The sequence below is a fragment of the Kribbella sp. NPDC050124 genome (genome assembly GCF_044460355.1).
Lineage (GTDB): Bacteria > Actinomycetota > Actinomycetes > Propionibacteriales > Kribbellaceae > Kribbella.
In genome coordinates this window covers 139,501-152,402 of sequence record NZ_JBITJU010000008.1, presented here as the reverse complement: position 1 = coordinate 152,402, position 12,902 = coordinate 139,501, and the positions used below count along the sequence as shown (strand labels likewise).

The 12,902-nt window shown below is 68.0% G+C and carries 15 protein-coding genes; 5 read left to right on the top strand and 10 right to left on the bottom strand.

What is annotated here, in order from left to right; genetic code table 11:
• Positions 1-348: 348 nt before the first annotated feature.
• On the bottom strand, positions 349-963 hold the full coding sequence (locus tag ACIBL3_RS20535; protein WP_396355013.1) for an NADPH-dependent FMN reductase: 615 nt from the start codon (positions 961-963) through the stop codon (positions 349-351).
• 57 nt (positions 964-1,020) lie between these two features.
• The gene (locus ACIBL3_RS20530; protein WP_396355012.1) at positions 1,021-1,698 is read right to left on the bottom strand and encodes a DedA family protein; all 678 of its coding nucleotides are present in this window, start codon (positions 1,696-1,698) and stop codon (positions 1,021-1,023) included.
• Positions 1,699-1,831: 133 nt separating this feature from the next.
• Here ACIBL3_RS20530 and ACIBL3_RS20525 point away from each other — a divergent pair, with 133 nt between their 5' ends.
• Positions 1,832-3,172, top strand: a complete 1,341-nt coding sequence (locus tag ACIBL3_RS20525; protein WP_396355011.1) for a sensor histidine kinase — start codon at positions 1,832-1,834, stop codon at positions 3,170-3,172.
• Positions 3,163-3,822 carry a LuxR C-terminal-related transcriptional regulator gene (locus ACIBL3_RS20520; protein WP_396355009.1) on the top strand — a complete coding sequence of 220 codons (660 nt, stop codon included), beginning with the start codon at positions 3,163-3,165 and terminating at the stop codon, positions 3,820-3,822. Before ACIBL3_RS20525 ends, ACIBL3_RS20520 begins: the two co-directional genes overlap by 10 nt.
• Positions 3,823-3,850: 28 nt before the next feature.
• Here the strand turns inward: ACIBL3_RS20520 and ACIBL3_RS20515 are convergent, their stop codons facing one another.
• Entirely contained in the window at positions 3,851-4,576 is a 726-nt protein-coding gene (locus tag ACIBL3_RS20515; RefSeq protein ID WP_396355008.1) for an SDR family oxidoreductase, read from the bottom strand.
• A gap of 54 nt (positions 4,577-4,630) precedes the next feature.
• Between ACIBL3_RS20515 and ACIBL3_RS20510 the strand changes: the two genes are divergently transcribed.
• Together ACIBL3_RS20510 and ACIBL3_RS20505 are read left to right on the top strand one after the other, a co-directional pair.
• Complete coding sequence (locus tag ACIBL3_RS20510) at positions 4,631-5,203, top strand: TetR/AcrR family transcriptional regulator (RefSeq protein ID WP_396355007.1); 573 nt, start codon at positions 4,631-4,633, stop codon at positions 5,201-5,203.
• Between the two features lie 25 nt (positions 5,204-5,228).
• Positions 5,229-5,534 (top strand): ArsR/SmtB family transcription factor, encoded by a 306-nt coding sequence (locus ACIBL3_RS20505; protein ID WP_396355006.1) that lies wholly within the window; start codon positions 5,229-5,231, stop codon positions 5,532-5,534.
• Between the two features lie 48 nt (positions 5,535-5,582).
• On the opposite strand, the gene ACIBL3_RS20500 is transcribed toward ACIBL3_RS20505, so the two are convergent.
• The 3 genes from ACIBL3_RS20500 to ACIBL3_RS20490 form a co-directional block, all read right to left on the bottom strand.
• The gene (locus ACIBL3_RS20500; RefSeq protein WP_396355005.1) at positions 5,583-6,206 is read right to left on the bottom strand and encodes an antibiotic biosynthesis monooxygenase family protein; all 624 of its coding nucleotides are present in this window, start codon (positions 6,204-6,206) and stop codon (positions 5,583-5,585) included.
• Positions 6,207-6,329: 123 nt separating this feature from the next.
• Positions 6,330-6,845, bottom strand: a complete 516-nt coding sequence (locus ACIBL3_RS20495) for a DUF3995 domain-containing protein (protein ID WP_396355004.1) — start codon at positions 6,843-6,845, stop codon at positions 6,330-6,332.
• On the bottom strand, positions 6,832-7,281 hold the full coding sequence (locus tag ACIBL3_RS20490; protein WP_396355003.1) for a hypothetical protein: 450 nt from the start codon (positions 7,279-7,281) through the stop codon (positions 6,832-6,834). Before ACIBL3_RS20490 ends, ACIBL3_RS20495 begins: the two co-directional genes overlap by 14 nt.
• Before the next feature lie 168 nt (positions 7,282-7,449).
• On the opposite strand from ACIBL3_RS20490, the gene ACIBL3_RS20485 reads away from it, so the two are divergent.
• Entirely contained in the window at positions 7,450-8,145 is a 696-nt protein-coding gene (locus ACIBL3_RS20485) for a hypothetical protein (protein ID WP_396355002.1), read from the top strand.
• Here the strand turns inward: ACIBL3_RS20485 and ACIBL3_RS20480 are convergent.
• The 4 genes from ACIBL3_RS20480 to ACIBL3_RS20465 all read right to left on the bottom strand — a co-directional run bounded on the left by ACIBL3_RS20480 (position 8,142) and on the right by ACIBL3_RS20465 (position 12,834).
• Positions 8,142-8,495 carry a VOC family protein gene (locus tag ACIBL3_RS20480; protein ID WP_396355001.1) on the bottom strand — a complete coding sequence of 118 codons (354 nt, stop codon included), beginning with the start codon at positions 8,493-8,495 and terminating at the stop codon, positions 8,142-8,144. The genes ACIBL3_RS20485 and ACIBL3_RS20480 overlap by 4 nt on opposite strands.
• A 2-nt stretch (positions 8,496-8,497) precedes the next feature.
• Positions 8,498-9,319: a MerR family transcriptional regulator gene (locus ACIBL3_RS20475; RefSeq protein WP_396355000.1), complete on the bottom strand. Its 822-nt coding sequence runs from the start codon at positions 9,317-9,319 to the stop codon at positions 8,498-8,500.
• A gap of 87 nt (positions 9,320-9,406) precedes the next feature.
• The gene (locus ACIBL3_RS20470; protein ID WP_396354999.1) at positions 9,407-10,777 is read right to left on the bottom strand and encodes a ricin-type beta-trefoil lectin domain protein; all 1,371 of its coding nucleotides are present in this window, start codon (positions 10,775-10,777) and stop codon (positions 9,407-9,409) included.
• The gene (locus ACIBL3_RS20465) at positions 10,777-12,834 is read right to left on the bottom strand and encodes a ricin-type beta-trefoil lectin domain protein (RefSeq protein ID WP_396354998.1); all 2,058 of its coding nucleotides are present in this window, start codon (positions 12,832-12,834) and stop codon (positions 10,777-10,779) included. The genes ACIBL3_RS20470 and ACIBL3_RS20465 overlap by 1 nt, the downstream gene beginning before the upstream one ends.
• Positions 12,835-12,902 lie beyond the last annotated feature (68 nt).

Sequence of the window (12,902 nt, the reverse complement as noted above, 5' to 3'; positions counted from 1 at the left end):
ATCCGCTGGATACCACGGGGGGGACCGCCGCGCCGGTCCGGAGCGCACCCCCGTGGCAGCGGATCACCAGCCGGGCTCGACGCGCCGGTACTCGCACACCGACAACAACACCACTCACCCCGGAGCCTCGCCCTGCCCACGTCGGCTCGATGACCACCCTCGGATGCCACTCGCGAAGCTCCACCGGCAGCTCCCCACACCCCTCACCCCGGAGCCCCGCCCGACCCGCGTGAGCAGGTCGACCGCCCGCAGCACCACCGCGCAGAACCCCCCGCCCGGCCATCCGCAACACCACCAAGAGCCGACTCCGCAGCCCACAACCACCCGACTCTGCGGCCCCAGCGGGGACTAGCGGGCGGGGGTTGGTTCTGCGACCGGTTGGAGGGCGATGGTGGTGGCTTGAACTATGCCGGCGTTTTCGCGGATCCAGCCGGAGAGGACGACCTGCAGGTCCTCGAGGTCGCGCTCCTCCAGGATCACCCCAGGCACCGGCACGCTCGCCCCCAACTCCGCGAGCACCGGACGCAAGTGCTGATCCGCCAGCAGCTTGTGGCTAGGCGCCGCGGACACCGTGACCGGCACTACAACCGCCCCGGCCAACGCCTGCGGCTTCAGCACATCCAGGAAGCTCTTCAGCAATCCCGTGTAACTGCCCTTGTACACCGGCGTCCCCACGACCAGCACCGACGCCGACGACACCAGATCGATCGCGTTCTCCAGCGCCGCCCGCTGCTCCTCCCCCGCACCGTCCCCCTGGAAGATCGCCGGCGCGAACGTCACCAGATCCACGAGCTCATCGATCCGGTACGGCGTACCGAGCTCAGACGCCAGCAGTTCGGCGACGGACGCGGCAGCTACTGCGGTCCGCGAACCGGCCCGGGGGTTGCCCACCACGGTGACGACAGACTGCGGCCACACCGGCGGATCCGGCACGACCTGCGGTTCGAACGCGACTGAGGGCATCTGACCCATCTCCTGAGCTCGGCAGTGATGGATCGAGACTAGCTAAAGTCGAGCGTGCTACTTGACTTTCTCAGATTCCGAACGCCTGGCCCGAACCTTGACAACCACGAACCACGTCACTGCGGCCACCGCGCCCGCGATCACGAGCCATTGGAAGACACCCACCGAGGACTCGACGACGTGCCACCGCTCACCGAGTTGGTACCCAGCGACGATCAGCAATGAGTTCCAGATCAGGCTGCCGACCGCGGTCAGCATCAGGAACAGTGGCACCGACATCCGCTCCACGCCGGCCGGCACCGAGATCAGACTTCGCACCACCGGCACCAACCGCCCGATGAACACGGCCCTCGGCCCGTGCCGGTTGAACCAGCCCTCTGCCTTGTCGACGTCCTCGATCTTGACCAGCGGCAGCTTCCCCGCCAGCGCCCTGGTCCGGTCCCGGCCAAGTCCCGCGCCCACGCCGTACAGCGAGAGCGCGCCGACGACCGAGCCGATCGTGGTCCAGATGATCGCGTTGACGAGACCCAGATCACCCCGGCTGGCGGCGAACCCGGCCAGCGGCAGGATCACCTCGCTGGGCAGAGGCGGAAACAGGTTCTCCAGCGCCACCGCGAGCCCGGCGCCGGGTGCGCCGAGTTTCTCCATCAAGCCGATCGCCCATCCGGCCACTCCTCCAGTCGGCTCGTGCGTCGCTTGCAGCGCGGTCATCATCACCTGATTCGTCGTGAACATGGCGACGACGGTAGGCGCGCGGACGAGGTCCGCACATTGAGGCCAACCGCCGTCTTTTGCTGGGATTTTCCACAGTACATAACTGAGGAAAACCGCAGTTTCTTCTGGTCCTGTGCCCACTACTCTTGCGTGCATGCAGCAACGACACGGCCTCCTGCGACGGGGCATCGCGACCCTGGCGGGCCTGATGTCCGGCACGCTCACGGCCGTCGTCGAGCTGTGCTTTGTGCTGCTGTCTGCGCTCGTATTGGTGCCGGTCGTCGCGACACCGCGGGCCCGGCGTACGGTCGAGGCGTTCAATTATCGTTGCGCACGGCAACTTTCGGTGATGGAGCTGCGCCGGCTCGGCACGTTCCACGGCATCCGGGATCTCGGTCCGTTCACCGACCGTTCGGCGTACGGCTATGTCCTCAGACGCTGGGCGATCGGCGGGCTCGGCGGCCTCGTCGTGCTGCTCCTTCTGTACGGTCTGGTGGTCGCGGGGACGATGATCAGCGCCTGGGCACTGGACGGGACCTGGGGTTTCATCGAGAGCGCCGGCCGGGTGAGCACTGCCACGATGGCGGTCGCCGCAGTTCCGGGTGCCTTACTGCTCTATCTGAACGTGATGGGGCTGATCGGCGTCGTCGATCTGGACACGCGGCTCGCCCGGCGCCACCTGGTGCCGTCCGTCGAGGAGACGCTCGCCCGCCGGATCTCCGAGCTGACCGTGAGCCGCGCCGAGGTGGTCGAGGTCGTCAACGACGAACGCCGCCGGATCGAGCGCGATCTGCACGACGGCGTCCAGCAACGTCTGGTCGCCCTCGGACTCCTCCTCAGCCGCGCCCGCCGGACCCGTGACCCGGTCCAGGCCGCCGAGCTGGTCCGCCAGGCACACGAGGAGTCCGAGCTGGCGCTCGCGGATCTCCGCGACGTCGCGTGGCGCGTCTACCCGACCGTCCTCGACCAACTCGGGCTCCGCGACGTCATCGCCGTCCTCGCTGAACGCTCGAGCATTCCGGTGCGGCTGCGCTACGACCTGCCAGACCGCCCATCCCCCGACCTCGAGACTGCGGCGTACTTCGTCATCTCCGAAGCGCTCACCAACGCCACCAAACACTCCGACGCCAGGCAGATCGACGTGACCCTCACCAGTACGGCGCCCGCCGCCGACGAGCACAGCCCGGGCGAAGCGAACGCATCCGCGTCGGCCACCCCGGACGAAGTGAACGCATCGGCGCCGGCCATCCCGGACCCAGCGACCGTCTTGATCGCCGTCACCGACGACGGCCACGGCGGCGCCGACCCGCACGGCCGTGGCCTCACCGGCCTGGCCGGACGTGTAGCCGCCATCGACGGTCAGCTCACCATCACCAGCCCACCCGGCGGACCCACGACGATTCACGCCGTGTTCCCCTACACCCCCGGATCCCGCCGTCGAAACCAGCAGCCCGCACCCACCTCAGCCGATGCGGAGGAGATCTCGTGCGCGTGATCTTGGCGGAGGACTCGACATTGTTGCGGGAAGGGCTGGTTCGACTGCTCGTCGAGGAAGGCCATGAGGTGCCGGCGGCCGTTGGAGACGGGGATGCGTTGGTTGCGGCGGTGCGCGCGAGCGCCGACGACGGGGTTCTGCCTGACGTTGTGTGCGTCGACGTACGCATGCCACCGACCCACACCGACGAAGGATTGCGGGCCGCGCTGGCGATCCGGGAGGCCTGGCCGTCGGTGGGCGTGCTCGTGTTGTCGCAGTACGTCGAGAGGTCGTATGCGAGTGAGCTGATCACCTCCGGACAGACACGAATCGGGTACCTGCTGAAGGATCGGGTGATGCGGGTCGAAGAGTTCCTCGATGCGCTCGAGCGAGTCGGTTCCGGCGGCGTGGCCCTCGATCCGGAGGTGGTGCGGCAACTCCTGTCCCGCACCACCCACACCGACCCGTTGGAACGCCTGAGCCCGCGCGAGCGCGAGGTCCTCGCCGCGATGGCCGAGGGGCACAACAACAACGCGATCGGCGAGCGCCTGTTCATCTCCTCCAGCGCCGTCGAGAAACACGCCAACGCCATCTTCGACAAACTCGGCCTCACCCACACCCCCGGCTACAACCGCCGGATCCGGGCCGTGGTCACCTACCTGACCGGCTGACCACGGCCCAGCCTCCGCGGTCCAAAGGTCAGGCGACCCGAGGGCCGAGGAAGAGACCGCCGGACGCATCCAGGGTTTGGGCAGTGATCCAGCGAGCCTGATCCGAGGCCAGGAAGGCGACGACGTCAGCGACGTCCTCGGCGCGACCGAGCCGGTTGAGGGCAGTCAGGGCAGTGATGGCGTCGGTCAGGCCGGAAGCCTCGAAGAAGGCTGCGTTCGCGTCGGTCCTGGTGGCGCCGGGCGCGACGGCGTTGACGGTGATGCGACGCGGACCCAGGGACTGCGCGAGCGTGAGCGTCATGGTTTCAAGGGCGGCCTTGGTCATGGCAAACGAGGTTTGGGTCGGATTCGCCATCCGCGTCGCGACCGACGACACCGAGATGATCCGGCCGCCGTCCCGCAGCAGCGGCAGCACCCGCTGGATCAGGAAGTACGGCGCCCTGACGTTGACCGCGAACAACCGATCGAACGCGTCAACAGTGTCCGTCTCGATCGGACCCGCCGGAGGTGCGGCCGCGTTGTTCACGAGGATGTCCAGCGGCCGACCCGCCAGACCGGCCTCGAGTTGCGACACCAACCCGTCGACATCACCAGGCACCCCGAGCTCCGCACCGACCAGGAACCCACGACCGAGCCGAGCCAGCGTCTCCTCGGCTCCCGCCTTGTCGCTGTTGAAGTGCACACCCACCTCGACGCCGTCCGCGGCCAGCCGCTCCGCGATCGCCCGCCCGATCCCACGCGAGGCACCAGTCACCAGTGCCACCCCGCCAGAAGTGTTAGATACTCTCATGATGTTAGTATCTATCACATGAACCTGAGGGCACGTCGCCGGAGCGAGACCCGGCACACGATCCAGCGACAGGCCATCCGGCTGTTCATGGACCGCGGGTACGACGCGACCACGGTCAACGACGTCGCCGAAGCGGCCGGCGTCTCGGCGATGACCGTCTACCGGCACTTCGCCACGAAGGAAGACCTGGTCCTGTACGACGAGTTCGACCAACAGGCCGCAGCGACCGTCACCGAACTACCGGCCGACGAGCCCCTCGTCGTACGCATCGCGCGTACCCTCACGAAGACCTACGAAGACGCGATCGCGGACAAGGAGTTCCACCTCGCCCGGCTGCGGCTGATGATCGCGACCGAGGCCCTGCGCGCCCGCCACCTCGACAGTCAGTACGCGACCCAAGAGGCACTCGTCGCCGCACTCACCGGCGGATCCGAGGACCCCGCGACCGAGTTCCAGGCACGTGCAGCGGCGAGCGCATGCCTGGGGGTCGCCCACATCGCCCTGCTCCGCTGGGCCGCCGAGGATGGCGAGCCCGACCTGCGCACGCTGTTCGAGGAAGCCTTCACGGCGACATTCGGCCACCCGCTCTGACAGCGGATCGACGTATATTCCTTGTATGGCAAGTACGTTCGAAGTGCTCGCGGAAGGGCGGCGGCGGGAGATCCTGGACCTGCTGCGGAGTGGGGAACGCCCGGTCGGCGATCTGGTCGAGGAACTGTCGATGAGCCAGCCGGCCGTGTCGAAGCATTTGAAGGTACTGCGTGATGCCGGGCTGGTCGAGGTTCGCCACGACGCCCAGCGCCGCTGGTACCGGCTGCGGCCCGCTCCGCTCACTGAGATCGACGCCTGGCTCGAGCCGTACCGCGACCTCTGGCGGTCCCGCCTGGACGCCCTCGAAGCACACCTCGACACGATGGACTGACGGACGGCCCGGAGGGGGTTCCGGGCCGTGCGGGTGGGTGAGGCGGGGTCAGGTGAGCTCGGGCACCCGGAGGTGGGCAATGGCGAGCTCGAACTCGCAGACGTCCAGGACCTCGGCGCCGGCTTCCTTGGTGGTGGCCGAACGCATCGAGGCGGCGGCTTCGCGGTTGCTGTCCATCGCCTCCTGGCTGTCGTACGTGACGGACGAGACCCCGCGACCGGAAGCGCGGTCGACCAGCAGGCTCGCGCTGCAGAAGCCGGCCAGGTCTTCCATCCGGGGCAGTGAGGCCATCTTGTAGACGTCGATCGACCGGTCCAGGCTCGCCGGGTCGACCTTCACCCAGGTCGCGCGAACGCAGGCGCCCTCACCTGAGCGGTGATCGCGGTGCAGTACTGCGATCTCCCACTCCTCGACCTTGAGGTTGCCGGCGCCCATCGTCTCGGCGATCCGTTCGCGGATCGGCCGGAGCCCTTCGTCGGTGGCCCGCATCGCCTCCTCCGACTGCCAGGCGCTGGTGGCGATGCACCGTCCCGACTCCCGGTCGGCCAGCATGGACAGGCCGATACAGCCGTCCATCTCCAGGATCATGGGCATCACCTCGTCGCGCACCTGCGCGATGCCGGCGTCGATCGACCCCGGCTTGGCGTTGATCGTGGTGGAACGCGCGTACACGATCCACCCCCTTACCCCTCAGGGCAGCGCCCCGGTGGCGCCACCGGTCGGAACCCACATTGCTCCGCGAGCGCAGCCCTGGCAATGCCCGGCGCCCACACCTGCGCACCTATGTCTCGACGATCACAACCGCTCACGGTCGGTACGGCGGAGCCGCCAACCGGCGGTCACCCAGCACGCACCCCACAGCAGGAAGAACGGCGACCACAACAACAGGTCCCACCACGCCAGGTCCCGAGCCAGTACGGCGTACTCGTGCCGTGCCGGTCGTAGTCCGGTGAGCAGGAGGACATCACCGACGAAACCGAACCCCACGACTCCGGCCGATCGGGCGATCATGAGGATCCCGAGGGTCGTGGTCCCCACCATGAGGAGTCGGCGTGGAAGCGTCGTACCCCAGGGCCGGACGGTGGCCAACGCGACGATCACGCCGATGGCCGCCGCGGAGGCGAGTGCCCAGTGACTGGCGATGAAGAGTGGGTCGCGGGCGAGCAGCCGTTCGCGCAGTTCGGGAGGGAGCGGGTCCTTGTCGGCCAATGCGTTGGCGCCGAGCGCTTGGGCGAGCTTCATCGATCCGTAGGCGGCTGCAAGTAGGGCCGCGCCGTAGCCGGCTGCCCGCGTGCGGTCAGCGCGTGGCACGGGTTGTCGTCAGGTAGGACCGGAACATTTCCACAGACAAGACGATCGCGGCCAGGCCGACGACTCCGTGGTACCACTGCCAGCCGACACCGATGCCGACGAAGCCGTCCACCAGCATCACTCCGCCACCACCGAGGACGGCCAGCGTCATGATCGCCAGCACGACCAGCATCAGGCGTCTCGGCACGCCGCGACCTGGTGTGGTGACGGTTGCGACGGCGATGCACGCACCCAGTACTCCGGACGCACTGGCCAGCCACTGAGCCAGAGCTGGGTCGAGGAAGTAGGCGGCGGTCTCCGCAGCCGACACCGGCGGGCCACCCGGGAAGCCGAGCTGCGACTTCAACGCGAAGGCGGCCTTGCCGACCGCATACCCGAGCATCAGCACCGCCATCGAGTACGCCGGCCAGCGCCGCAAGCGATCCGGATCAGCCACCCCCCGACGGTAGAACGGAGCGCATCGCCAGCACGTCCCGACAGCGAGGGAGACTCCTCCCCCGTCGGAGGGAAATCTGTCCGAGGCCGGTGGTTGACTGGGCCGATGACAACGGACGTCGAGCTCGGTCGCGCACGCGCCTCACGCTGGTGGGTCCGAGGACGAAAAGTGGCGTCGATCAAACGCGCTGCCGCGTTCGTCGAGGACGTCGGTTTCGCGGCGCTGTTCCCGGCACCGCGCGCCGCCGTACCGTCACTGTGGGAGGCGGTGGCCGGCGAGGACGCGCCGCCGTTCGGCGAAGGCATGGGTACGAACGAGCAGCGCGTCTGGACCTGGAAGGACGAGCTGCCACGCCAAGGACTTGCCTGGTACGGCGCCTACCTTGGCGGCCGGGGATCGTTCCTCGCACCGGATCTCCTCCGAGCGCTGTACCCAGCCGCCGGCCACCCCAGCGACCACGAAGCGCTCGAGTTGTCGCCCGCAGCCCACGAGATCGCCAAGGCGATCGCCGTCGAGCCGTTGCCGAGCGCAACCCTCCGCGCACTGATCGGCGACCCCGGCCGCTACAAGCGAGCGATCACCGAGCTCCAGCGCAACCTCATCATCACCACAGCCGGTGTCCACGAGACCACCTCCGGCTGGCCCGCCGCCCTGATCACCCTCACCTGCGACCAGTTCGAGGTAGGCGGCGGACCCGACCACCCCCGAGCCACCGAGCGTTTCTTGAGCACCATGCTCCAAACAACCCCCGGCGAGCTGGGCCGCGCCTTCCGCTGGCCGGTGCCACAGGCCCGAGCCCACCTCAACAACTTGGTCGACGAGGGCACAGCGACGTACGACGGCAGCCGCTACTTCACGGTTTAGCGGATCTCGGCGAGGTCGAAGAGGTTGCCTTCGGGGTCGGCGAAGGTGATCCAGTGGGTGCCGAACTCGTCGTACTCGTCGAGGCGCTTGGCGCCCAGGCCGACCAGGCGGTCGATCTCGGCGGACCACTCGGCGGTGGCGAGGTCGAGGTGCAGGCGGTTCTTGCCGATGCGCTCGTCGGGGACCTTGATGAACATCAGCGGTGTGGTGCTGCCGCCGGCCCGGCCGACCGTGGCGACGAACTCGTTCCCGTAGTCGTCGATCTCCTGCTCGAGTACGGCGGACCAGAAGCCGGCGAGGGCGCGCGGGTTGTCGCTGTCGATGGTGACCTGGGCGATGGAGATGGACATGTTCAGCCTTTCGGTGCGGGGATGCGCTGGATCGGCCAGCAGATTTCGGTTCGCCAGGCGGCCGGGTCGTCCACGTCGCCCGGACTGACGACGTACAGCTCCCGGATCGGCCCGGGGGCGACCTCGCAGTGTTCGGCGACGTGACTGCCGAGCGCGCCGTAGCTGCGGTCGAAGTCGGTGAGAGGTCCGGCGTGGACGGCGATCGCGAAGAAGCCACCGGGCAGGTCGACGAGCTCGACGCCGTCGGCCGGCTCCTGGTCCGGGGCGACCGGGAGGAACGCGACCACCTCGCCGGTGTCGTCGGTGAAGAACTCGTCGCTGTACGTCGCCCCGGACGTGGCGAAGATGCCTCGCGCGGTGCCGACCTCACCCAGTCGGCGGAAGGTCCGCTCGCACCAAGGGCCGATCAGCTCACGCTCGACCTGGTCGCGGACGCCGTATGCGCGGAACGCCGGGATGAAGCGGTACTCGACGTCGAGGGTGGGGCGACCAGGGGTGAGCATTTCGCGCAGGGAGGTGACGACCTCGCGGGTGTGGGCGAGTTCTTGTTCCATGCGCTCGAGGTGAGCTCGGAGCGTCTCCTCGCGCTGGCTGCCTTCACTTGTCTCCACGAGTTGCCGGACCTCGGGGAGCGGCATGCGAAGCTCGCGGAGCCGGCGGATCAGCAGGGCGGTGTCGACCTGGGCGGTGTCGTAGCGTCGGTAGCCGGAGGACGAATCGACGGAAGCGGGCGCGAGCAGCCCGATCTCGTGGTAGTGGTGCAGCGTCTTCACGCTGAGGTGCGTCAGGCGGGAGAACTCGCCCACTGTCACGGTCGCCGTCATGCCCCTAACCTTCCACCCTCCGGTAGCCGGAGAGTCAAACAACACGGCAGCCACCCGCCCGGAGACGGGTGACTGCCGAGTCGAAGGTCAGCCGCGGTAGCGGCCGATCACCTTGGTGTAGTCCCAGGGTTGCTGGGGTACGCCGGAGCAGCTGTCGGCCGGCCCGCCAGTGCAGGGGCGGTCCCGGTTGACGGACCAGAAGGTGAAGCGGGCCAGGTGGTGCTGGGAGGCGTAGGACAGCATCGACTCGAAGTCGGAGAGGTTGACCCGCTCGCCGGCGACATCAGTGATGCCGTTCATCGAGGAGATGCCGATCTTCCGGTACGCCGCGTCGTCACTCAGCCCGTACGCGTCCCGGACCCGGTTCTTCAGCCCGTCGGCCGCCTGCCGGGTCAGCGTGGCCATGTTCGTCGACCCGCCGCCGAAGTTGAACGGCATGATGACCCAGCCGTCCAGGTTCAGCCCGGACGCCGCACCGCGCCGGATCAGGTCCTGACCGTCGCCGTCCGGCCCGGTGGTCGACGTACCGAAGGTCAGGTACGTCGCGATCCCCGGGTTGTTCTGCTCGACGATCTTCAGCGCGTCGATCACCCGCTGCCGGACCGTCGCGTTGGTGAACTCACCCGCCTCGATGTCCACGTCGAACGCCTTCAGCGACAGCGCGTTGATCACCTTCTGGTACGCCGCCGCCAGCTCACCGGCACTGCTGCAGCTCTGTCCGAGCTTGTTGCCGGACCAGCCACCCACCGACACGACGACGTCACCGCCGTTCGCGCGGATCGTGTTGATCGCCTGCTGGTCGACGCCACCGGTCAGCGGCCGCTGCCCGTCCCACATCGGGTTGCAGTACCCGTTGGACAAGATGAAGGCCATCGTGAACCACTTGACCCCGGTCGCGTTCATCACGGTCGCCGGGTTCGGCGGGCTCCCCCAGCCCTGATAGAGGTACGGCGCCGCCGCCATCGGAGCGCCACCCGTCGGCGGCGGACCGTCGTCGGCCGCTGGGACGTTCCACTTCTGGTTCGCCGCACCGGTGCACGACCACAACTGCAACGGTGTTGCGTTCGCCGAGTTGTTGCCGGTGACATCGAGGCACTTGTTCGCCTGCGGATTCACCAGGTCGCGCCCGGACGTGTACGTCCACTGCTGGGCACCGCTCCCGTTGCACGTCCACAGCTGAACCCGGGCACCGTTCGCGGTCGAACCACCGCTCACGTCCAGACACTTGCCCAGGGCCCGAATCGTCCCGTCACTCGACCGCGTCCACGACTGCGCAGCGGTCCCGTTGCAGTCGTACAGCTGTACGACGGTCCCGTCCGCACTGTTGGCCCCGGCAACGTCAGCGCACTTGCCGGCCAGCCCGGTGATCGTGCCAGTCGCCGCCTGAGCCGGAGATGAAACAACCAGTAGTCCGGCGCCAAGCACAACGGCTGCGGCCGCCGCCGCTACCCGGCGCATCAGACGGTCCACTTCTGGTTGGCGGCGCCCGTGCAGCTCCAGATCTGCAGCGGTGTCGCGTTCGCGGAGTTGTTGCCGGTCACATCAAGACACTTGTTCGCCTGTGGATTCACCAGATCTCTTCCGCTCGTATAGGTCCATTGCTGCGCACCACTGCCGTTGCACGTCCACAGCTGAACGCGAGCGCCATCGGCGACGGACCCACCACTCACGTCCAGACACTTGCCAAGGGCCCGGATCGTCCCGTCACCAGGCCGAGTCCACTGCTGGGCCGTCGTACCGTTGCAGTCATAGAGCTGTACGGCGGTCCCGTCCGCACTGTTGGCTCCGGCAACGTCGATGCACTTCCCGGCCAGCCCGGTGATCGCCGTACCCGTGCCGCCACCGCTCTGCGAACCCGACCACGTGAACGTCGCGGACGTCTTCGTCGGCAGCGTGTAGACGAACGACTGCGAGCCCCAGTTCACCCGCACCGACTGCGAGCCCCCGGTGGTGTTGAACGCGATCAGCGCCTTCGACCCGTCCGGGTTCTTCCAGGCCACGTTCTTCACCGAGTTGTTGGCGTTCGACTCGATCCGGACCGCGCCCGGCTTCACGAACTTCGTCAGGTGGCCCATCGTGTAGTACTCGACCGTCTTGTCCACCTGGCCCGCGCGGCTGCCACCGCGCTGAACCGTCACGAGGCCCGTGCACACGTTGCAGCCGGCGCCGACGTACGGAAGGTGGTTCTGGTCGAGGGCGAGGCTCCACTTCACCCAGGACTTGCTCCAGTTCCGGGTGTAGTCGATCAGGTTGTTCATGTCCTCGACCTGCTGGTTCGCGATCCAGGTCCCGCCGGAGTGCTCGGTCATGTAGTGGTTCACGGCCGGGTACTGGTTGTGCACCTGGGTCTGCAGGTTCACGTCACCGCCGTACCCGTGCCAGGCGATGCCGCCGAACAGCGGGTCGTTGCGCAACGCCGCGTCGGCCAGCGGCACCGAGCCGAGGTCGTTGTAGTTGCCCCAGTTGTAGTCCAGGATCATCACCTTGGTGGTGAGACCGGCCGCCCGGAACGCGGGGATCAGGTGGTTCTTGGTGAACTCGAGCAGCCCGGAGCCGTTCCAGTTCATCGACGCGTAGCCGGTGTCGTCGGTGCCGCAGCAGGTCGGCTCGTTCTGCACCGAGACGTAGTCGATGTGGTTGCCCTGGGCCTCGTTCTGCTGGACGTACTTGACGAAGTACTGGGCGTACAGCGGGTAGTACTCCCACTTCAGCCAGCCGCGGTTGGTGAACTTGTTGTTGTCCTTCATCCAGGCCGGCGAGCTCCACGGCGCGCCCTTCACCTTCAGCGCAGGGTTGAGCTGCCGGGCCTTCTTGGTCAACGGCACCACGTCCGCGAGGTCGTGGTTGATGCTGAAGTCGTTCAGGTCGCAGCAGGTGTCGTCGTAGGAGTAGTTGAAGCGGGCCAGGTCGGAGGCGCCCATCGGGTTGCGGGTGAAGGCGAGCCCGATCCCGTTCACCGGGTCGAACAGGTCGCGCATCACCTGGTCGCGGGTGGCGGCGGTGATCGTGTTGCTGCTGTTGAGCAGCCAGGCGGCGCTGTCGGTGAATGACGCGCCACCCCCTTCGAAGGATTGGTACGTCGTGTTCTCGTTGACCGTGATGGTCTGGTTCGCGGTGCCGCCGGCCGGGCCGAAGTTGACCGGCGTCTGCTGCTGCAGTCCGCGCGTGACGTTGCGGCCGGCCGAGTCGTTCGTGGTGGTCAGCCAGATGTTCACCTGCTCACCGGCGGCCTGGGCGGGTGGCGGGTTTCCGACACTCAGTACGGCGGCGACGCACGCAGCGGCGACCGCGGCCGGCAGGAGGCGTCGTCGCCAGGGGCGGGCACGACGAGGCTGTCGCGCCTGATCTCGTGCCGTAGCGAGCAGGTGCTCGGTGCGGTGCATCGGCGTGCTGGAACGGAGGTCTCGATGCGGAGCATCGTGGCCTTCGGGCCAGTGCGGCGAGGTGCCGTGCCGAGCGCCGCGCAGTAGGCGCGAGATCAGGCGCGACAGCCTGAGTGTCCCGTTCGCGGGCATGGGGCGGTTCTCCCTTGGCTAGAAGGGTTTCAGGGTTCCGGCGTCTGCCCGCGCCGCAACAGGTGGTC

Coding starts and splice junctions, on each gene's coding strand:
- ACIBL3_RS20535 (WP_396355013.1), bottom strand. CDS start 963: ATGCCCTCAGTCGCGTTCGAACCGCAGGTCGTGCCGGATCCGCCGGTG.
- ACIBL3_RS20530 (WP_396355012.1), bottom strand. CDS start 1,698: ATGTTCACGACGAATCAGGTGATGATGACCGCGCTGCAAGCGACGCAC.
- ACIBL3_RS20525 (WP_396355011.1), top strand. CDS start 1,832: ATGCAGCAACGACACGGCCTCCTGCGACGGGGCATCGCGACCCTGGCG.
- ACIBL3_RS20510 (WP_396355007.1), top strand. CDS start 4,631: ATGAACCTGAGGGCACGTCGCCGGAGCGAGACCCGGCACACGATCCAG.
- ACIBL3_RS20505 (WP_396355006.1), top strand. CDS start 5,229: ATGGCAAGTACGTTCGAAGTGCTCGCGGAAGGGCGGCGGCGGGAGATC.
- ACIBL3_RS20480 (WP_396355001.1), bottom strand. CDS start 8,495: ATGTCCATCTCCATCGCCCAGGTCACCATCGACAGCGACAACCCGCGC.
- ACIBL3_RS20475 (WP_396355000.1), bottom strand. CDS start 9,319: ATGACGGCGACCGTGACAGTGGGCGAGTTCTCCCGCCTGACGCACCTC.
- ACIBL3_RS20470 (WP_396354999.1), bottom strand. CDS start 10,777: ATGCGCCGGGTAGCGGCGGCGGCCGCAGCCGTTGTGCTTGGCGCCGGA.
- ACIBL3_RS20465 (WP_396354998.1), bottom strand. CDS start 12,834: ATGCCCGCGAACGGGACACTCAGGCTGTCGCGCCTGATCTCGCGCCTA.